The sequence below is a fragment of the Cylindrospermum sp. FACHB-282 genome (genome assembly GCF_014697195.1).
Taxonomy (GTDB): domain Bacteria; phylum Cyanobacteriota; class Cyanobacteriia; order Cyanobacteriales; family Nostocaceae; genus Cylindrospermum.
Genome location: NZ_JACJRJ010000016.1, coordinates 49,674 through 70,696, shown reverse-complemented (window position 1 = coordinate 70,696; position 21,023 = coordinate 49,674). Strand labels below are relative to the sequence as shown.

The window sequence follows — 21,023 nt, the reverse complement described above, 5'->3', positions numbered from 1 at the left end:
TTGCTAAAAAACTATGCCTTTATCTAATTTTCAACGGGCAAATACTCTTAAATCAGCCTTTAAGGTCTGTACCCTGGAACCCCTAGAAGGTGAAGATATCGAAAAATACTATGTTGATTTATCAGCAGTAAGAAAAACCTCAGCCGTTGAGAGTGTTAGTACAATTTTAGACTTTCAAGAACCCGCTGATTTTAGCACAATTTTGTTTACTGGACATCGGGGTTCTGGTAAAAGTACGGAATTAAAGCGAATTCAAAAAATCTGGGAACAAAATTATCATGTTATTTACTTAGAAGTTAATGAAGAAACAGATATTAATGATGCTAGTTATACAGATTTATATTTAATCGTCATCAAGCAAGTAGAATTTGAGTTAAGAAAATTAGGTTTAAGTTTTGATACTCAACTACTCAAAAGCTTTGAATCTTGGTTTAAAGATATTACCCAAGAAACAGAAGAAACTGTAGAAAAATCTGTAAGTATTGAGGGCGAAGCAACTCTCCAGCCAGAAGCGCCATTTATTGCTAAATTGATGGTCAAATTGTTGGCACAAATTAAAGGATCTCATAAGCAAAAAACCACTATTCGCCAAACCTTAGAAAAAGATTTGTCTCGCCTAAAAGCAGATATTAACTTATTATTGGGTGATGCCTACGTTAAATTGAGAAACAAATTTCCCGATTATAAAGGTTTACTGATTATCTTTGACAACTTAGATCGGGTTACACCAACAGTAGCAAATCATTTGTTTTTTGATTATGCGTCTCAGTTGCAAGAGTTACATTGTACAATTATTTATACAGTTCCAATTTCTGTACTTTGTTCACCAAAACACCCGTTAAATTTGTTTGATGGTAATCCGCATATCGTCCCAATGGTGAATATCTATGAATTTAAACGGGATATTTGCGATTTAAATTATCAACAAGCGGGACTGGATGCAGTAGCGAGTTTAATTGAAAAACGAGTAGATATTGATGCTGTCTTTAACTCACGTGAAGAATTGCTAAATTTAGCTAAAGCTAGTGGGGGACATGTGCGCCAATTAATGCAAATGATGAGAACAGCTTGTCAAACTGCAAGTACTCGCAAACATCCCAAAATTACAGCAGAAGATATTATTTATGCTGTCAAACAACAACAATTTAGTTTTGAAAGGTTTATTCCTGAAGAACATTATCCATTATTAGCCCAAATTTGCATTAGCAAAGATGTAAGTAAAGATGAAATTGGACAATTGATGCTATTTAATACTTCAGTTTTAGAATACAACGGCGATAACCGATGGAATTACCCAAATCCGGTGGTAAAGCAAAATGAATTCTTCCAACGAGCAATTACAGCCGCACTCTCAACCACACCTTAGCCCAGAAATTCGGCAATTTATCTCACTTAATCAAGAAATATTTGCTGAATTAATTACGTTTATAGACTTTGCCGAAAATTTCACACTGGGTTTGATAGAAGTTAATTTTCCTCCAGATATAGATTTATTGATCCCGGCATTACAAACAAATGATGAATGTCAAAATATCCAATTTGAAATTCTCAAATTTCCTGATGCTAATTTGCGTTTTCTCCGGGATGAACTTGTTAAACAACTAGTAAATATTAAAAAAGAACCTGAGAAAAAACTAGTTTTGGTTATTCGGGGGTTAGAAAAATCTATAGGCGTTTATGGTGATTATCCGCCAATTTTACAAGACTTAAACTTTGTCCGCGATGCTTATAAAAGAACTGTTCCTCATCCAATATTATTTATTCTGCCAGATTATGCCATTACCCGTTTAGCTAAATTTGCGCCTGATTTTTGGGCTTGGCGTTCGGGAATATTTCGGTTTAAAACTCCAGAAATAACTAGAGAAAATGCTATTGCTCAGATAATTAAATTTGATAAGATTGTCGATAGATTAGAACCACTAGAGAAGCAAGAAGAACGCATCGATTTATTACACCGTCTATTGATGGAATATCAGCCAACTGGAGAGCAGATTACAGAGGTAAATAACCGCAGATGTAGTAATATTTTACATGAGTTAGGGCTTGCCTATATTAGTCAGCGGAAACCTGAAGAAGCGAGGCAGTATTTAGAAAAAGCAGAAAAAATTGCTGATAGTCTTCAGGATGTAAATCTCAAAGCTAGTATTTTGAATTCATTTGGTGATTGTTACTCAGAGCAAAGAAAGTTTGAAACAGCAATTATTTATTATCAAAAATATTTAAGTATTGCCCAAAAATTAAAAAACAGTAGTGTTGAAAGTTGTGCTTTGTTTAATTTAGGTACTGCTTACTTAAATTTGAGGCAGTTTTCACAGGCTAAGACATATTATCAACAGTGTTTAGAAATCTTTGAAAAGTTAGATGATCGCTATTCTCAAGCTAGCACTTACCACCAGTTGGGAATTCTTGCCCAAGAATTGGGAGAATATGAGGAAGCGCGGCGCAATTATCAACTAGCTTTGGCTATCAAAATCGAATTTGGCGATCGCTATTCTCAAGCTAGCACCTACCACAATTTGGGAATGCTTGCCCAAGACCTGCGGAAATATGAGGAAGCGCGGCGCAATTATCAACTAGCTTTGGCTATCTGTATCGAATTTGGTGATCGCTATGAACAAGCTAGCACCTATCACCAGTTGGGAATTCTTGCCCAAGAATTGGGGGAATATGAGGAAGCGCGGCGCAATTATCAACTAGCTTTGGCTATCAAAATCGAATTTGGCGATCGCTATTCTCAAGCTGGAACCTACCACCATTTGGGAATGGTTGCCCAAAAATTGGGGGAATATGAGGAAGCGCGGCGCAATTATCAACTAGCTTTGGCTATCAAAATCGAATTTGGCGATCGCTATTCTCAAGCTAGCACCTACCATCAGTTGGGAATGGTTGCCCAAGAATTGGGGGAATATGAGGAAGCGCGGCGCAATTATCAACTAGCTTTGTCTACCTGCATCGAATTAGGCGATCGCTATTCTCAAGCTAGAATCTATGGACAATTAGGACTGCTTGCAGAAGCACAGACAGATGATGCAGAAGCGAGGGTTAATTTGCAGAAAGCGTTAGAGATATTTGTTGAATATAAAGATGAATATAGGGCAGAAATTACGCAAAAGGCGTTAGAGAGATTACCAAAGCCCGCCTCCGAATGAATTCTGAGTCTAATAACGAAAGTCGTCTTTAGACAACTAAAATAAATTTCTAGTCCGTTAAAACGGACTTTAGTTATTAGCCCTGAACTAAAGTTCTGGGCGGGTGGTGGTAGAGTTCCAGCATTATCGGCTGGGGTTTCTGTATAGGCTTTTAAACTCATCCCCATCTCATTCTCTCTTTCCTCTGTGTTCTCTGCGGTTCAAATAGGTCAAAATCTAAAGAGTAAGCAATAAATGCGATCGCCTTTTATCCACAATGCAAATTACCCAGAGTCTCCACACCGCTATCCTCGTCACCGACTTAGAACGCGCCGAACACTTTTATAGCAAAGTATTGGGATTAGCCAAAATAGATAGAACTCTCAAATACCCCGGTGCATGGTATCAAATTGGCAATTATCAACTTCACCTGATAGTTTCTACCACAGTCCCCACAGAAAACCAAAATGAAAAATGGGGACGTAACCCCCACATCGCCTTTTCTGTTGTTGACTTAGACAGCGCCAAGGAAGAATTACTCAGTCAAAATTATCCCATACAAGCCAGCGCTTCTGGACGCGCCGCCCTTTTCACCCAAGATCCAGATGGGAATATTATTGAATTGAGCCAGCAATAACTTTTTCTTGTGTAATGAAAATCATCGCCTACAGTTACACTGATCCTTTGTTAGAAGTTGCTAGCGATGAAACTAACTGGGGATGGGAGATAGATCAGGTTTATCAAGATTTGGGGAAGCGTACCCAGTTACAACAATTATTTACAGACTGTCAAACCGAAGCAGCAGCTTATCTTCTAATTCGCCGTTTAGAAGAATTAGGGGATAGTGTAGAACAAGTGAGCGATCGCCTCAACCAACTAGAAACAATGGGGGTAATGGTCATTGTCACCGAACAACCATACACCTCAGAAAATGCCCATCTGCGCGTCGAATTGCTAAATTTGCTACACCAAATCCAGCGCCAGCAACGCAGTCGCCGCATTAGCCAAGGACACGCCCGCAATCGTCTAGAAACTGCACCCCCACCAGGTAAAGCACCCTATGGCTACCGCAGAGGTAAAGGCAAATATACCATTGACCGCAGCACTTCACCCGTAGTCAAAGATTTTTTTGACAACTTTTTACTCTATGGTTCCCTGCGGGGAGCAGTTCGTTATTTAGCAAAAAAATATGGTAAAAAAATATCTGTGACAACTGGGAGACGTTGGCTAACTAATCCAGTTTATCGGGGCGATACAGCTTATCAGAATGATGAAATTATCTCTAATACTCATATTCCCATAATTTCTAGAGAAGAAGCCGCTCAAGTTGACCGAATTCTCCGCCGTAACAGTCGCTTACCACCTCGCACCGCCAGTGCTAACCGTTCTCTTGCTGGGTTAGTTGTCTGTGCTGAGTGTCAATCACATCTGAGAGTTACTCGCGTTACCCAGCGTCACCAAGACAAAGAGTATCTTTATTTACGTTCTATTAGCTGTCCTCAAAACCCGAAATGTCGTGCTATTGCTTACCAAGAAGTTTTGGAACAAACCATTGAAACCGTTTGTCGGGACTTACCGCTAGCGGTTGCGGGGATGAATTTTCCCCAATTGGATGCCATTAAAAATAGTTTAGGGGATGCGATCGCCCGTCAACAAGAAATCCTCTCTGCATTACCCGCTTTAACAGAAACTGGAATTTTGGATCTAGAAACCGCCAAATTAAGGGCTTACAAACTCCACACAGAAATTTCTGCCCTCCAAGCAAAGCTGGCGACTCTCCCACCGGTGAACTTGCGTTCCGTCGCCCAAGCTGTTTCAATTCGGCAATTTTGGCTAGACTTATCAGAAACAGAACGACGATTTTATTTTCGCGAATTCATTCGGCAAATTGAGATTATTCGCCAGGGTAAAGAGTGGAAATTGCAAGTTATTTTTATTTTTTAGTAGTTGCGGGAGATGATAAGGGTTTTACTTTTGCCTTTTATATTAGTGCCTTCTGCTATATCTCCGAAAGCCAGTCTCCAAGATAGATTTATCGCCTTGGACTGCACCTTCTTGACAAATGTGCAATTTCCTTAACCTCTTACAGATGACGCCCGCCGTTCGCGTAGCCTCTCGTAGAGAAGGCATCGCAGAACTTTTCGGTCTAGTGAAATTGTATCAAATGAAAAACTCCCTCTGACTTGTGGGAGTCACAGGGGATTTCTGAAAGATAGATGCACTATGTAGCTAGTTTGGTTGAGTGCGTTAGCTTTCAAGCTTTGCACCTATTATGCGAACTCAACTCTCGGTGATACTAAGCGCTGACTGTTGCTTGCTTCTGCTTTTCGGCACGCTTCTTTTTCAAGAACGCTCCAAATCCTAAAGCCGTAGCAGAGCCTAAAATGGTGAAAGGTTCGGGTACAGCTTCTATGGTGGCAGAGTAACTACCTTGGCTGCCGATGGAATTTACAGTAAAAAGTCCATTACCCACAGCTACTCCGGAACTGTTATAAAAGGTTCCCGAAAATGGCTCGGTCGCAGCTAATGTAAAACCGCTTGTGGCTAATCTGAGAACGTTGAACGAATTATTAATATCAAACTTCAGACCATTCGCAAACTGAATCAAGGGATTTGATGCGGTACCTGTATAGGAGGTAGCGGTCCACGAACCCATGGTAGAAGATGATCCGCTCTTAACGAGATTAACATCAGATACAGTAGCGCTTGTTCCAATTAAAGAAGTGAAGCTACCAGTTGTTGTAGTATCAACTACGGATGTTAAAAACTTGATTGTGTCTGTTGCAGGAGCCGCCTCATTTGGGTTGGCAAATGTAGCAGATCCAGAGATATTAACCGTACCATAGATCGAAGCTGCCTGAGCAGGCGCAACAGCTAGAGTACTGCTTAAAATCAAGGCACTACCAGCAAAAGCCGCTCCACCGCTGATATATTTCTTGAAATTCATCATTTGTTTTACCGAATCTAGTTATTGAGATGTTGGTTAAGTAATTATGGCGAGACACCATCTACAAGCTCTGTTAACGAACTGCAGACAGTAGCAAAATCAAGATTTTTCAGCTCTAATCCCACCTTTTAATGTGGCGAGAGAAAAATTAAGGTGATTTTTATTATCAGCGATTTTGCTTACTTCCTCCGTATCATCTCATGCATTTTACTAAGAAATATAAAGTTTAGGTAAAATAACTTGAAATTTGTATAAATTACTTAGCTTGTATTTGCTGTTATATTGCTGAAATCCTTATAAAAAGTGGGTTTTTAATGATTTAATAGCAAAATTAAAATAACGTAGTCACAATACTTACAGACAGTACTGAGTCTTTACAGTTCACGAACTGACAAGCCAGACTCCTACAGTTTTTAACTGTAGGAGTTATGCACTATACAGCCGTTGCAATCTGCGTTGAGTTTGTAGCCGAGGGCTGTTTGATAAGTCCACGTTTTACTCGCTTACCGGATGGTTATCACCATTCGGGTTTTTCACCGAAAGTAGCTAGCACATCACCACCGAGGAACTTATCACCCTAATCTTTAGCAGAAGAAGCCGGTGGTTTACCCGCATTCCGCACATTCACAATTTTATTGAGTAAATCAAACCAAAAAGGCGCACCCATAGCAATAGCGATACCACTCAAAATCCAACCAGGAATTGCCGTTAAAACTCTAAAAATAGCGGAACCCTTCTTTTGATGTGGTTTCCAGTTAAATTGCTGTTCTAAATTAACATCATTCCAACCAATCGGTAGAGCAATTTCCGTCAAAACCTGATCAGTTTCTTTTTTAACCTTTGCTAAATCTACTGATGAGTTATTTTCCACTATTTGCCCGGCATTAGTAACAATTGCACTACGTATTCCTGTATCTTTTGATAATCTGCCAACAATATGAAATGCATCTGCATTGGTAATAACAGCTATGCTCAGGCCAATTAAAATTGCTACTCCTTTAGCATTCCGCTTGTAGACACCAGAGGCTCTTTGCATTGAGTTATCAAAGGTTTCTTCAAGTTCTTTTTTTAAAATATATATTCCTTCTTCTGTGGTTTTAGCTTTCCTCTGGGCACGCTTGGCCAAAATAGACATATTAGCTACTACAGATGGGGGCAATTTTTTACTGAATTCTTCAAGCTTTTTACTGAAGTATTCAAAGGTTTGATAAGCTTCGCTATCTTTATCATTAAATTCATTTTTAAATTCCTCGTGAATATCACTACCTGTATTAATTAATTGAACAACTTCATTAATATTAGGTCGCAAACCCCTGAGTGAGATAGTCTGTTCAACATTGTCAAAAATATCTTTTCTTAAAAATTTCAACCTCTGCAATACTTTGCCAATATTTTCATCTTCTGGCATATCTAATTCAAAAGTATCTATATATTTATCCACAATGAGTGCCATGCGATCAATGCTAGTAATCAAATCAACTTTCTCTTTGCAGAAATCTTCAATAATTTTTCCAAAGCCTAGTTCAACTTTCTCTGTAAATTCTGCATAGATACTATCGGAAAATTTAGTTAAGTTGTCATTTGCTTGATTATTTGCATATTCCCGTAGTTTTAACAGTATTTTTTGTATTTCATGTAACTGTTCATCCTTAAAATTCATTAGTCTTGATTCAGTTAACTTTTGCACAAGTGTGGGAATTCCTAATGTCTCCATAAGAGTGGTAGCAAAAGTTTCAGCAGGGATGTAAGATGGCGCACTATGCTTTTGAGTTTTAGTATCTCCCTCTTGATTTTCTGTATATCCAAAAATAGTTTTAGTTCTTTTTTCTCCAGATAAAGATAATTTGACTGGAAGAGATGATAAGAACCAAATAAATTTGCGAGGTAAGGTTGTTAAAAATCCTTTTGCTTCTTGATTTACACTTTTAATTAGAGGATGTTCGTACAAGTCGTTTACAAGCTTGATTACACTAGGGTCTTCTGACTTTGTTGCATCACCTGCCACCAAGATTTCAATTGACTTTTTGAGGTGGACAGCACGCCATTGCAGTATCGTAGTAATCAGTTCCTGAATTTCTGAGGCTAGCAAACTTAAAATTAAGTAAATAAAAATTAAACCAATGGCTACATCTAAGACAAAAGGTATGCTCATTTACAGACACCTGAAGGAGATAAATTAACTAGTTTGTATTTGTAATATTTGTATCATCTATCCAGCGGAATAGTTGTTAAATTATTTGACAAATAAGTAAGAAAAACTCCCCTGCAAAAAAATCTCACTGTTCAGAGGCAATTGAGTTAATTTGGGATCTAGCAATTGTTCAGAAAATAAGTTGTTCCTGGGTGAGAGCATTGGAGATTTGCTAGTCGTCTCTATGTAATCAAACCAGCAAGTATAATGATGATTATAGTAGAATATGCCAGAAGGAAGCTTTATTTGGAGTCATCTAGAAAAACAGCATCGCGCGGTTGATCAATGGGTTGATTGGGTATGGCTGATAGTACTGCTTTTGGCAGCAGTGTTACTATTTAGCATCAATCTTGGGGGACTGCCGCTACGAGATTGGGATGAAGGTACTGTGGCACAAGTGGCTAGAGAAATTTGGCGTGCCCCATTGGGTTCAATGCATTGGCTTTACCCAACTTTGTCCGGTGTAGCGTACCAAAATCAGCCTCCCCTAATGCATTTGCTAATTGCTTGGGCTTATTCCCTGGGCGGTGTGAATGAGTGGACAACACGTTTACCCGGTGCAATTTTAACAGCAACTTCCGTACCTTTACTGTATGGCATTGGACGAGAGATATTTCGCCAACGTTGGGCAGCTGTTTATAGTGCCTTGATTTACCTGACTATGCTACCCGTAGTACGTCACGGAAGGTTGGCGATGTTGGATGGTGCGGTTGTCAGCTTTTTGATGGTGATGATGTTGTGTGTGTTGCGATCGCGCCGGGATTTGCGTTACTGTCTTGGCGTGGGCATCGGGTTTGGGTTGATTTGCCTCACTAAAGGGATGATTGGCCTTTTACTTGGGGCGATGGCGATAGTCTTTCTCTTTTGGGATACACCACGACTACTCACCAGTTACTATCTTTGGATAGCAGTGATCATCGGCAGTCTGCCTGTAGCTTGTTGGTATGCTGCCCAGCTACTGCACTATCGTTACGACTTCGGCCAAATTAGCTTGGTAACTCAATCCCTCAACAGTATTGGTACAGTTGTCACCGAGAAGTCAGAGCCACCTTGGTTCTATTTCATAGAAATTATCAAGTGGACATGGCCTTGGCTATTATTTTTACCGCAAAGTGCCCGCTTAACCTGGGAAAATCGCAATCTTAGCTGGGCAAAACTGATCATCGTCTGGAGTGGCGTTTATCTAGTGCTAATTTCCCTGATGAGTACCAAATTTTCCTGGTACTTATTTCCGATTTACCCTAGTTTGGCCTTAGCTTTCGGTGTCCAACTAGCAGAGACAGAAAATTTGCCTATACTCTCATCATCCTATCCCCGCGCCTGGGTAGCTGGTTTGGCAATACTGGCTGTAGTCGCTTCAGGTGGTAGCATTTATTTCAGTTGGGATAGTCCACCAAAAACCGACTTACAGATGATTTTTGCCGCAGTAGCTTTGACTATGACTTTATCAGCTATTTTGGCAGAGCGAGGCGACGGGCAGTTTCTGAAGATTTTATTTTGGGGAAGTTATATTTCCCTGCTGCTGTTGATGAAATCTAACTACTGGGTTTGGGAATTAGGTGAAGCTTATCCAGTTAAACCAGTTGCGGCAATGATCAAGCGGGCTAATCCAGCAGACAGGGAAATATACACATCTTTTGCCTACCATCGTCCGTCATTAGATTTTTATAGCGATCGCACCATTATTCCCGCTTCTCTTGGTGAATTGCAATATTATTGGCAGTACAATGGGCAACCCTACTTCCTGCTAAATACATCTGCTTTAGATAATCTCCAACTAGAGTCAATCAAGCTAGTTGATCAAGCCGAAGGTTGGAAGCTGATTACCAAAGATACCAGCCGACTGTAGAGTGCTTCTGGCAGTAATTGGTAATGGGTAATTGGTAATTACCCATTACCCGCTCATCTCAAAGATGGGACACAGTGTCTTAGGAGTATTTTTTGATATAATATTGCCAAATACTGCGAAAGAGGCGATTTATACCAAAGTTTAGGCTTACACTTATAGAAATTCTGTTCCTGCTTCTTTAACTTTCTCGGTTCCTGGAACCATTTGATAATCGTAACCAGTGTTTTCTTGGGTGATAGCAATCAGACTAAAAAAAATTGCACTGCCCACAGCCAAAGCTACCACAGGACGTTTGAGCAGGGCAAAATCCCTGATAATCCTGGCTAAAGGTCGGCTTTGACGACGTAGTACCGAAGAGATCATTATCTGTTTCCAGGTAAACGGATCGCGGACGTAATGACCACTTTTACAGACTACCAGGCGTTCCTGGCAATAAGGACAACTAAACAAGCCGATGCAAGTCCTGACTGGCTTTGTCCTGGTATTTCTTTGGCAAATTGGGCAAGTAACATAATGATTATCAAAGGTGTGTATATTCATCTACCTCGTCCGCCTAGTCCATTTACTCGCTCTATAACAATAGCTATATTGAATTTTGCTCAACACTTAGTATACTGCTCAGTATGGTCAGTCATTAGTCATGAATTACACATACATTTTTATGGCTACTAAGAAGAGCTACATGGTCGTAACAGGATTATAGCTAGATTTCAGTGAGGATAAATCCTCGTTACTGCTTGCCACTACCGTATCAAATAAGACTACAGCCCAACTATTTTCTTTACAGAAAATACTGTCTGCGCTCACCCGGATCTACTAATGATCCTTGACCATTGACTATTAATTCTCTCCCATTTAACCATTCTCCCCACAAAAACTGTGAGTAGTTGCATTTTTTTACCAACCCTTTGTAAATCAAGCCAATCAAGCATACTTGTCTGGTTGCTAAATAATGGCTCACAATGAGAAGTAACAGATAAAGATTTAAATTTTTTCTTACATTTACCCTGCACACCGCCTGTTAATGACTCTCTTGCCTCCCACTCAATTGAGGAAGGTAACGGAACTACCTGCTTTTCCCACACCTTCCGCTCGTTTAACCCACCTAATTAACCGTATTCAACCATCCCCAGAAACAGTTGTGCTATTTTTAGCCATTTTAATTGGCGGTAGTACTGGTATGGGCGTGGTCACCTTTCACTATTTGATCCAGCTAACTCATGACCTAATGCTGGAAAATTTAATGGGTGAGATTGGCGTCTGGGGTGCTTGGTCTTTAGCCTGCGTTCCCACCCTAGGTGGACTTATCGTTGGCTTAATGCGCTGGCGCACTCAAGACTTTGGCCCTGGACTTTCATCTCTGATCGCCGTCTCTCAAGGAACAGAGGTCAAGCGACAACTGCGACCAGTGACAAAAATGCTGGCCGCCGCTGTTTCCTTAGGTAGTGGTGCTTCTTTAGGACCAGAGGGGCCAAGTGTAGAAATTGGCACAAATTTTGGGGTGTTGTTGTCTGACGTACTACAGGTTTCTCAAGAGCGACAGCGTTTGCTTTTGGGAGCTGGTGCTGCGGCTGGGTTAGCTGCTGGATTTAATGCTCCCATCGCTGGAGTATTTTTTGCTTTAGAGGTAGTGATGGGAGCTACATCTTTTGCTACTTCTGCTGTGAGTGTGGTGCTTCTAGCCGCGGTGGTGGCGGCGTTAATTGCACAAATTGGTTTGGGGGCACAGCCTGCTTTTGCTTTACCTGTTTACCAAGTCCGCAGTCCCCTAGAATTACCCCTTTATCTTGGGTTGGGTTTAGGCGCAAGTCTAGTTTCCCTAACTTATACCGAATCAATTCGGTTAGCAAAAGCCTGCTTTGCTGGGCGGCTTCCGGGGTTTGGTTTTTTGGGACCAATTCCTCAGCCAATTCATCCGATTATTGGCGGTGTGATTGTTGGTGTAGTAGCTTTGCAATACCCGCAAATTTTGGGCATCGGTTATGGTACTGTGCAAGCCATGCTTCAAGATCAGGAGTTTTCCCTGAATTTGTTAGTTGCCCTGCTGGTGGTAAAGCTACTGATGACGGCAATCAGTGCTGGTAGTGGTTTCGTTGGTGGGTTATTTGCACCAGCCATGTTTTTGGGTGCGTCTTTTGGATCAGCTTATGCCAAGATTTTGGCTCTAGTAGTCCCGACTATTAGCGAGCAGATGGCTGCTCCCCCAGCTTACGCAATGGTGGGAATGGCTGCCGTTTTGGCTGGTAGTGTCAGAGCACCGTTAACATCAATTTTAATGCTGTTTGAATTAACCCGCGACTACCGCATTGTTTTACCTTTGATGGCGGCGGTAGGTTTGAGTGTGTGGCTAGTGGAACGAATTAAGCCAACCTTTAACTCCAACTCAAATCTACAACAAATTGGTCTTTCTGGTTTGAAAGACGAACAGGCGGAAATTGTGCAGCAAATTTTGGTAGAAGATGCTATGCAGTCTTGCCCGAAAAAACTGCCTGCAACTCTAGGGGTGTTAGAAGCAGCTGTGGAAATGACACGCGATCGCACACGAAGTGCTTTAGTAATTGATGATGCCGAGCAATTAGTTGGTATCCTTTCTCTGGAAGATATTAACCGCACCCTTTCCCTTTGGCAAACTTACCCTAATTCGCCTCCGGATATTCATGATAATTTATCCAGTCAAACTCTGATAGATATTTGTACCACGGAAATCCTTTATGCTTGGCATGATGAACCCTTATCTGAGGCTTTAGACCGCATGGCCGTGCGTGGTTTACATCAATTACCAGTGGTAGAGCGAGACAACCCTGATCGCATTTTGGGTTTACTAGAAAGAGAGCAAATTGCCTTAACCTGTAATTTGGCATTCACTCGTAAAGCACTACGCCGCTATTTACCAGTTTTACCAACAACAGATATAGTTATTAGTCCGTAGGGGTGGGTTTAACCTATGAATATTATGGGAATAAACTATATCTCATTCCATCCGCCCGTAAATGGTCAGCGGTCAGTGCCCAAGATAAACAACTGACAACTGACTATATTATTAAGCTGTAGCTTCTACGGTTTCAGCATCTTCCCTGCCTTCTGGGTCTACCTGCCGCAGACGAATGTGCTTTTTCCCTAAAGTGATCAGAAACTCATCACCAGGTTTGAGATTCATCTGTTTCGTATAAGCTGAACCTATCAGTAAATTTCCATTCGATTGCACACTAATTCTATAGCTAGCACTACGTCCGCCACGACCATTGGCACTAGGCGTACTGTCCAACTGAATGCCCTCAGCATCAATTAGGGCATTTAAGAATTTCATCATATTGACGCGCTCTATCCCGTTTTTGGTAACGGTATAGTAGCCACACTGTTTGGCTTTATCTTCTTTGCTCTCGCTCTCTAGCTCCTTGACTTTTTTGAGTAGTTCTTCACCGACTAGGGGGTCTATTTTTTTCTGTTTAGGCATCAACTTAGGTCGAAAATGAATGTTTGAAGTGGTTGAATCGATTTTATTTTAGCTGAGGTCGAGCTAATAGGAACAAAATCCTTTAGTTTTGATCTCAGCCTGAACAAGTATATTACACTCATAGGCGAAATTGTTGCGCGATTACCAATATTGTCGAGACATTTTATAAAATAGAATCAAAGCAATGCTGATAGCTATATATAGTTGGTGAATTACTGCTAGACTGTATTTGTTTAAGTTTTTTAACGTAACGGGAAAAAGTTGTCAACTTGCTGAGGATGATCATTGGGACACAGAACTATAAGCAAAGCTGATCCCTAGTTATTAGTTATTAGTCATTGGTCATTGGTCAGTGACAAAACAACTGACAACTGACAAATAACCAATGATAACTGACAAATGAAACTAACGACCAGAGGACACTACAGTGTGAAGGCGTTGCTAGATTTGAGTTTACAGCCAGGATATGATCCTGTATCTGTAAGAGCGATCGCCAATCGTCAAGATATCCCTGCGCCTTATCTAGAAAAGCTGCTAATAGAAATGCGTCGTGCTGGATTAGTAAAATCAATTCGCGGCAGCGTCGGTGGATACCAATTAGCACGAGAGCCTGCACAAATCTCTATAGGACAAATTTTAGAGGCAGTCGGGGAAACCGTCGCTCACTTACCCCATAATGCAACTACACCTGCACAAGCTGAAGATTGGGTAACATTTACCCTTTGGCACAGACTCAACCAAAAGCTCAAAGAAGCTTTGTTCAGTATTACTCTGGCAGATCTCTATTACGATGCTCGTAGCTGGCAAGCATCCCTGGGTGAAGGAGCTAGTTTTGTTGTTTGACATTGGTCAAGAGTCAGTGGTCAGTAGTCAATGGCAAAACAACTAACAGCTGACAATTGACAACTAACTCATAACTCATGACTAATAACATCTATATCTTAATTATTGCGGCAATTTTAGATTACTTAGTTGGTGATCCTTGGGGTTGGCCTCATCCAGTGCGAGTTATGGGGTGGTTAATTTCTCGCTTGAGCAAATTTTCTCAGCAATATTGTCAGAGTTCTCTAACACAGCGCCTAGCTGGAATTCTGCTAGGCTTGTTTTTAATAATTGGTAGTGGTTTCTTCGGCTCTTTTATCATTCAAAGTGCCAGACGCCTGCATCCCTGGTTGGGAATTGCTTTAGAAAGCATTCTCCTAGCTAGTTGTTTTGCTCTTTCGAGTTTGCAAGCAGCAGCTACAGATGTTTTACAACCTTTAATAGCAGGACATCTGGAGGAGGCGCGTCATATTTTAAGCAATTATGTTGGTCGAGATACAGAAAACCTTTCAGAACCAGAGATTTTGCGAGCCGTGCTGGAAACTGTTACAGAAAATGCCACTGATGGGGTAATGGCTCCGCTTTTTTATGCAATTGTGGGTGCGTTTATACCTGCTGTGGGAGCCGCTCCCCTAGCTCTAGCATATAAAGCTAGCAGTACCCTGGATTCAATGGTGGGCTATCGGGAAGCACCCTATACTTATTTGGGGTGGTTCAGTGCGCGGTTAGAAGATTGCTTAACTTGGCTCCCTTGTAGATTAACAGTTATAAGTCTGGCACTGCTATCAGCTAAACCCCTCCATGTTTGGCAAATTTGTCGGCGGGATGCACTTACCGATCCTAGTCCCAATTCTGGCTGGAGTGAGTGCGCCTATGCTGCTGTTTTGGGTGTGCAGATGGGAGGTACAAATTGGTATCGCGGGGTAGCGAAACCTAAACCACTGTTAGGAGATGCGATTAATCCCATCACGCCAACTGTCATACAGAATGCTTTACAACTGACTCGATATTCCTTTTTCCTGTGGTTGGGGGTAACGGCTATTTTATTAGTCATTAGTCATTAGTCATTACCCATTACCCATTACCCATTACCCATTACCCATTACCAGTATTTATGTCTGCCAAAGTAATTGAAATTCTCTCATCAGAAGAAATTCGTCGTACCTTGACTCGTCTGGCCTCTCAGATAGTGGAAAGGACACGCGATTTGTCCCAATTGGTACTCCTCGGTATTTTTACTAGAGGTGTGCTGTTAGCTGAATTATTGGCGCGTCAGATTGAGAATCTTGAAGGTATCAACGTGTCTGTAGGAGCCTTAGATATTACATTTTATCGTGATGACCTTGATAAAATTGGATTACGGACTCCAGCGAAAACCGATATCCCTTTTGACCTCACAGGAAAAACGGTTGTGCTTGTAGATGATGTGATTTTCAAAGGACGAACAATTCGCGCTGCTTTAAATGCGGTTAACGAATACGGTAGACCAGAGGTGATTCGTTTAGCCGTGTTGGTAGACAGGGGCCATCGTGAGGTACCAATTCACCCAGATTTTGTTGGCAAGCAGCTGCCTACCGCTAAAGAAGAGATTGTTAAGGTTTATTTACAAGATTTAGATGGACGAGATGCGGTGGAGTTGATTGGGGATTAATCCCATTTCACCTGATAACGATCTTTGGATTTCAAACTGGTGATATGGTTCGGGCTATTTTACCTAGTGGAAAGTTTGCCGCCAGTCATGTTGGTAGATTGGTTGTCCGTGCAACTGGTGTTTTTGAGATGATGACTTCAATTGGTAAAGTGAGTCCTGTGAGACATAAGTATTGTCGGCTAGTTCATCGGATTGATGGTTATAGTTATGTCGCATAGTCTAGTTTTGTCCACTGATTTAAGGACTAGAGGTGTGGCGATGGCGCGTATGTTGCCGAGGCTTGCTGGATACAGCAAGCCTCCGCCGTGCCAAAGGTACGGTGCAACCATCCTTTTAGAATAGTTGGGCAACAGCACCCGCATAGCGATCGCTAATTTAAGAAATAAAATGTTTGACTTCTCTTCTCTTCAGAAATATTCTTTCTAGCTAGCAACTTGGTATTAGGTGTCTATGAAGTTGTGATCGGTAAATAAGAAAAGCAGCCAAAACGAACCAGCGCTGGTAATATAGATAAAATATTTTCTTTTGTAACAAAAAAATATATTGCTGCCTAAGCTAGTGTAGCCTATGACTCTGTTGATATATCATGACTAAAAATTTCAGACAGGTTCGATACTATTCATTTAAGTCAAAAAATTGGCTGGCATAAAGCTAATTACCCAGGTAGTCTTGGATCTTAAAGCGTTCAGATTCAGAAGCTATACTCAACCGGGTTAATAAGATTCATTTTGTTGTACAAGGAATAAGAAAGTCATCATGTCTAAAGAAACCGTTCAGGAATTTTTCAAGGCTGTTGAAAACGACAAAGCCTTAGCAGATAAGCTGAAAATCGCAGACAGTCCCGAAGTTGTAGTCCAACTTGCTGAAAAATCTGGCTACAGCTTCACAATTGAGGAGCTAAAGGCTATTTATGCAGAAGAGGGGCTGACTCAAGAGCAGTTAGATGCCGTGTCAGGAGGTAGGCCGCCGAACTGCACTAGCAAGGGTTGCTACGATAGAGGATGAAGCCCCTGACCGCTTTGACCCATAGCGACCATACTAAATTTCCAAAAACTTACGGCTCATAACTTAACCCTCTTTTGTTACTTTTCGGAGAAAATATTTACCAACCTTGATTTTGGAAGAGCAAAGCTTAATGGCAAAAAAACTTCCTCCACGGTTATAAAAGCTATCTGCACCAAAGATTAGCTTTTAGCTTTTCACCAGAGTAACGAAAGAGGGATTTAAGTTGAGATATTTTTGGGGCAAACACTTTACTCCCACGGGTAATATTTTGTGACTTTCATAGGACTAAGTAGATAAGCGTAAATATTTGTCGTTGGGATAGGCAAGAGGGTTTTAGACTATTTCAAATTTCTTTACAAAGTTATTTTTATTTATGTCTTTCTACTTAACTACCCATGTTCAAGGGAAAGCCGTGCAGTTGTAGATCCAAAGTTGTTCCTTGAAAAAAAACATTGCTATTCTCTTACTTTGAGCATTAGTCAATAATATTTAGCATAAATGTATCAAAAAGTCCAAATTTCTTCCCTATCTCTTCAGTAAAGACATCTGAGAATGACCGTATTAGCGATGCATATACCCTCATCAAGACGTCCTAGTTTAAATTTGGTTGATAGCCCATTTTTTATGCTGATTCAACAGATTAAAACCAATTAAAAATACTGAAGTTCTAATTTTATGTTTAATAAACCGACCTTTAAAGAGCATTTTCATGTCGAAATTATCGAACCAGACACAGTTTATCTGCTAACCGAGTCAACCCATTTCGCTCTCAGCGGCCGTCTCCATTGCCAGTTAGCTCCTTTATTAAACGGTCACTATACTACGGATGAAATAGTCAACAAGCTAAAAGGACAGTTCTCCACCGCCACAATTTACTGTGCTTTGATGCTCTTGCAAGAGGGTGGTTACATCACGGAAGCTGATCACACACTAACCCCAGAAGTTGCTGCTTTTTGGCATTCACTAAATATTGATAGCAGTGTTGCTACAACCCGCTTACATGAAACCAGAGTTTCTGTGACATCCTTCGGTGGGATACCTATAGAACCTTTTGTTGCTGCCTTACAATCTTTGAACATCAGCATCAACAACAAGGCAGACTTAGCCGTGGTACTTACGGATGACTACCTGCAAGTGGGGCTGAGTGCTTTTAACCGAGAAGCATTGAGTAAGCAGCAGCCCTGGATGCTGATCAAACCTGTGGGTAATATACTTTGGATCGGGCCAATTTTTCGTCCTGGTAAAACAGGTTGTTGGGAGTGTCTGGCTGAACGTCTGGGAAGCAACCGTGAAGTTGAAGCTTTCGTTCAGAAAAAGAAAGGTATTTCAGCACCGTTTCCTACTTCTCTTTCTATCCTTCCTTCCACCTTGCACACAGGGTTGAATCTGGCAGCAACGGAAATTGCTAAATGGATTATCTGTGGAGAAAACGAAAATCTGGATGGCCAAGTAGTCACCTTTGATATGGCGTCGCTAAACCTGCAACACCACACCCTAGTGCGACGTCCCCAATGTCCCTGTTGCGGAGATCCAGAGTATTTCCGCCGGCAGGAACTTAAACCCCTGATTCTTAACAGCTGCAAGAAGCAGTTCACCACAGATGGTGGACACCGGAGTGTCTCTCCTGAGCAAACCCTGAAAAAATATGAATATCACATCAGCCCAATTACTGGGATAGTCAATCAACTGGCGCGGACTTCGGAGGACGGAGATAGCCTAGTTCACGTCTATTTTGCTGCCCATTTTTTCAACGAACCAGCCAACAACTTGCAACAATTACGCAGGGTTTTATGTAACAAAAGTGGTGGGAAAGGTAAGACCGACCTACAGTCCAAGGTTAGTGGCCTTTGCGAAGCCCTAGAACGGTATTCTGGTCTCTACACAGGTAATGAACGCCGGGTAACAGCAACCTATGCCCAAATGGGAGATAAGGCCATTCATCCCTATAGCTGTATCCACTTCAGTGCTGCCCAGTACGAAAAACGCCATGAATGGAACCAGCAAAATTCAGACCTAATAGAGGTGCCGGAACCATTTGACGAAAAGCGGGAAATTGAATGGACACCTGTTTGGTCACTGACTCATCAAACATTCAAGTATCTACCCCTAGCTTACTCCTATTACGGTTCTGAGCTTCCTAAAGGCCATCGCTTCTGCCATACAGATTCCAACGGCTGTGCCTCTGGCAATAATATAGAGGAGGCGATTCTTCAGGGATTTTTGGAGTTGGTAGAGCGTGATAGCATCGCCTTGTGGTGGTACAACCGGATAAAAAGAACCAGTGTAGATTTAGCCAGTTTTGATGAGCCATATTTGTTAGCGCTGCAAGCCTATTACCAAAATCAGCAACGAGACCTCTGGGTGTTAGATATCACCAGCGACATGAATATTCCTGTCTTTGCAGCTATTTCTAGACGCAACGATCAAGCTGAAGAGGAAATAATGCTTGGTTATGGTGCCCACTTTGACCCAAAGATTGCCGTTCTCCGGGCAGTGACCGAAATGAACCAGATGACGCCCTTAAAGAATATTCTTTATGATGTCATTGATAGTGGCAAAGGAAAAAACGATCGCCATCTACTAGACCTGGAAAGGTGGTTCAAGACAGCCACCTGTGAGAATCAGCCTTACCTAGCCCCAGATCCAAACATTGCCCCGAAAGTATATGGCGATTACCCCCGTCTCTGGAGCGACGATTTGAAGCAGGATGTGCTCAAATGTGTAGAGATTGCAGCAGAACACGGTCTGGAAACTCTCATTCTCGACCAAACTCGTCCCGAAGTTGGTTTGAGGGTAGTTAAGGTAATTGTCCCTGGGCTGCGCCATCATTGGCCTAGATTTGGCCCTGGTCGGCTTTATGATGTGCCTGTTCAATTAGGTTGGTTGCCAGCATCGCTCACAGAAGAGCAGCTCAACCCGATACCTATATTGTCATAATCATGCAAAATTGCTGTTGAACCAATTAGAACTGGAAAGTAATCGATGACAATTAGCCAGTTATTTGGGTGGACTCCTACTAAGATTTGGTTTAGCCAGAATCAGCCTGTTTTGGAATGGTGTCATCTGGGCCGTGCTTCTTTTACTGAGCCGTTCTTTGACCAAACGGTAGAGCGGTGTTTTCGGGAACGACCCGACATTTTGCGTCAGCGGACATCAATTGAGGCTTTAGAAAAGTTACAGACTATTAGCCCAGGTCTAGCACCAACAGGTTTTATTTTCCATCTGTCCCGGTGTGGCTCGACACTGATCTCACAAATGCTGGCTGCTTTGCCCCAAAATCTGATGATTGCTGAGGCTGGCCCGATTAATGCTATTCTCAGTACTCAGTTCTTAAACCCTAGTATTACTGATATCCAGCGCCTCAGTTGGCTCCGAGGGATTGTTAGTGCTTTAGGTCAGCAACAGCAAGGTGAGCAACAGCATTACTTGATCAAATTCACTAGCTGGAATGTCCTCAATCTACCCCTAATTCAACAAGCCTTTCCTACCGTTCCTTGGATTTTTGTTTACCGTGAGCCGGTTGAGGTGATGGTTTCATTATTCAAGAATCCACCAGGATGGATGGAGAATTTGACTAATTTACAGTTTGTGGCTGGTTTCCTTGGTTTGGAGACTGGGGAAGTCTCGCTGATGCCAGCTGAAGAATACTGTGCCAGAGTCTTAGCACGTTTTTGTGGCACTGCCCTAGAGTATCGAGATACTAATACCTTAATGTTAAATTATCGGCAATTGCCGGATGCAGTCTGGTCTAAACTCTTAAACTTTTTTCAGGTTGCCTACTCATCAGCTGATCTCAATTGTATGCAGGGAGTGTTGCTTTATGATGCCAAAAATCGCACTAAGCAGTTTACAGGAGACAGTATCGGCAAGCAACAAGTAGCCTCAGAACTAATGCGTCAGATGGTCAAACAATGGGTAGGTGATCTATATGAGCAATTGGAAGTTATCAGTTTGTCCCAAAGGATGGCATCTTGAT

At 41.6% G+C, this 21,023-nt stretch carries 17 protein-coding genes; 13 read left to right on the top strand and 4 right to left on the bottom strand.

Going from position 1 to position 21,023, the window contains the following annotated elements; translation table 11 throughout:
- Nucleotides 1-13 precede the first annotated feature (13 nt).
- From H6G32_RS10710 to H6G32_RS10695, 4 genes are all read left to right on the top strand, one after another.
- On the top strand, nucleotides 14-1,366 hold the full coding sequence (locus H6G32_RS10710) for a P-loop NTPase fold protein (RefSeq protein WP_190457932.1): 1,353 nt from the start codon (nucleotides 14-16) through the stop codon (nucleotides 1,364-1,366).
- Entirely contained in the window at nucleotides 1,317-3,149 is a 1,833-nt protein-coding gene (locus H6G32_RS10705; protein WP_190457931.1) for a tetratricopeptide repeat protein, read from the top strand. Before H6G32_RS10710 ends, H6G32_RS10705 begins: the two co-directional genes overlap by 50 nt.
- 256 nt (nucleotides 3,150-3,405) lie before the next feature.
- Nucleotides 3,406-3,765 carry a VOC family protein gene (locus tag H6G32_RS10700; protein ID WP_190457929.1) on the top strand — a complete coding sequence of 120 codons (360 nt, stop codon included), beginning with the start codon at nucleotides 3,406-3,408 and terminating at the stop codon, nucleotides 3,763-3,765.
- A gap of 14 nt (nucleotides 3,766-3,779) precedes the next feature.
- The gene (locus tag H6G32_RS10695) at nucleotides 3,780-5,072 is read left to right on the top strand and encodes a recombinase family protein (RefSeq protein WP_190457927.1); all 1,293 of its coding nucleotides are present in this window, start codon (nucleotides 3,780-3,782) and stop codon (nucleotides 5,070-5,072) included.
- 352 nt (nucleotides 5,073-5,424) lie between these two features.
- Here H6G32_RS10695 and H6G32_RS10690 read toward each other — a convergent pair whose 3' ends face one another.
- Both H6G32_RS10690 and H6G32_RS10685 read right to left on the bottom strand, forming a co-directional pair.
- A complete protein-coding gene (locus tag H6G32_RS10690; protein ID WP_190457925.1) occupies nucleotides 5,425-6,078 on the bottom strand; it encodes a PEP-CTERM sorting domain-containing protein in 654 nt (217 codons plus the stop codon).
- Nucleotides 6,079-6,652: 574 nt separating this feature from the next.
- Entirely contained in the window at nucleotides 6,653-8,227 is a 1,575-nt protein-coding gene (locus H6G32_RS10685; protein WP_190457923.1) for a hypothetical protein, read from the bottom strand.
- A gap of 265 nt (nucleotides 8,228-8,492) precedes the next feature.
- Here H6G32_RS10685 and H6G32_RS10680 point away from each other — a divergent pair, with 265 nt between their 5' ends.
- Nucleotides 8,493-10,115 (top strand): ArnT family glycosyltransferase, encoded by a 1,623-nt coding sequence (locus H6G32_RS10680; RefSeq protein WP_190457921.1) that lies wholly within the window; start codon nucleotides 8,493-8,495, stop codon nucleotides 10,113-10,115.
- Nucleotides 10,116-10,268: 153 nt separating this feature from the next.
- Here H6G32_RS10680 and H6G32_RS10675 read toward each other — a convergent pair whose 3' ends face one another.
- Entirely contained in the window at nucleotides 10,269-10,655 is a 387-nt protein-coding gene (locus H6G32_RS10675; protein WP_190457919.1) for a hypothetical protein, read from the bottom strand.
- A 484-nt stretch (nucleotides 10,656-11,139) separates the two neighbouring features.
- On the opposite strand from H6G32_RS10675, the gene H6G32_RS10670 reads away from it, so the two are divergent.
- On the top strand, nucleotides 11,140-13,044 hold the full coding sequence (locus H6G32_RS10670; protein ID WP_190457917.1) for a chloride channel protein: 1,905 nt from the start codon (nucleotides 11,140-11,142) through the stop codon (nucleotides 13,042-13,044).
- A gap of 111 nt (nucleotides 13,045-13,155) precedes the next feature.
- Here H6G32_RS10670 and H6G32_RS10665 read toward each other — a convergent pair whose 3' ends face one another.
- On the bottom strand, nucleotides 13,156-13,569 hold the full coding sequence (locus H6G32_RS10665) for an AbrB family transcriptional regulator (protein ID WP_190457915.1): 414 nt from the start codon (nucleotides 13,567-13,569) through the stop codon (nucleotides 13,156-13,158).
- A gap of 399 nt (nucleotides 13,570-13,968) precedes the next feature.
- Here H6G32_RS10665 and H6G32_RS10660 point away from each other — a divergent pair, with 399 nt between their 5' ends.
- The 7 genes from H6G32_RS10660 (at nucleotide 13,969) to H6G32_RS10630 (ending at nucleotide 21,022) form a co-directional block, all read left to right on the top strand.
- Nucleotides 13,969-14,412 (top strand): Rrf2 family transcriptional regulator, encoded by a 444-nt coding sequence (locus H6G32_RS10660; protein ID WP_190457914.1) that lies wholly within the window; start codon nucleotides 13,969-13,971, stop codon nucleotides 14,410-14,412.
- A 77-nt stretch (nucleotides 14,413-14,489) separates the two neighbouring features.
- Nucleotides 14,490-15,455, top strand: a complete 966-nt coding sequence (gene cbiB, locus H6G32_RS10655; protein ID WP_190457912.1) for an adenosylcobinamide-phosphate synthase CbiB — start codon at nucleotides 14,490-14,492, stop codon at nucleotides 15,453-15,455.
- Nucleotides 15,456-15,505: 50 nt separating this feature from the next.
- Nucleotides 15,506-16,042 carry a bifunctional pyr operon transcriptional regulator/uracil phosphoribosyltransferase PyrR gene (gene pyrR / locus H6G32_RS10650; RefSeq protein ID WP_190457909.1) on the top strand — a complete coding sequence of 179 codons (537 nt, stop codon included), beginning with the start codon at nucleotides 15,506-15,508 and terminating at the stop codon, nucleotides 16,040-16,042.
- Between the two features lie 44 nt (nucleotides 16,043-16,086).
- Complete coding sequence (locus tag H6G32_RS10645; RefSeq protein WP_190457907.1) at nucleotides 16,087-16,260, top strand: hypothetical protein; 174 nt, start codon at nucleotides 16,087-16,089, stop codon at nucleotides 16,258-16,260.
- 538 nt (nucleotides 16,261-16,798) lie between these two features.
- Nucleotides 16,799-17,047, top strand: coding sequence for a Nif11-like leader peptide family natural product precursor (locus tag H6G32_RS10640; RefSeq protein ID WP_190457905.1), 249 nt, complete (start codon nucleotides 16,799-16,801; stop codon nucleotides 17,045-17,047).
- A gap of 675 nt (nucleotides 17,048-17,722) precedes the next feature.
- Nucleotides 17,723-19,984, top strand: a complete 2,262-nt coding sequence (locus tag H6G32_RS10635; RefSeq protein WP_190457903.1) for a TOMM precursor leader peptide-binding protein — start codon at nucleotides 17,723-17,725, stop codon at nucleotides 19,982-19,984.
- Between the two features lie 45 nt (nucleotides 19,985-20,029).
- A complete protein-coding gene (locus tag H6G32_RS10630; protein ID WP_190457901.1) occupies nucleotides 20,030-21,022 on the top strand; it encodes a sulfotransferase family protein in 993 nt (330 codons plus the stop codon).
- The last annotated feature ends 1 nt before the right edge of the window (nucleotide 21,023 follow it).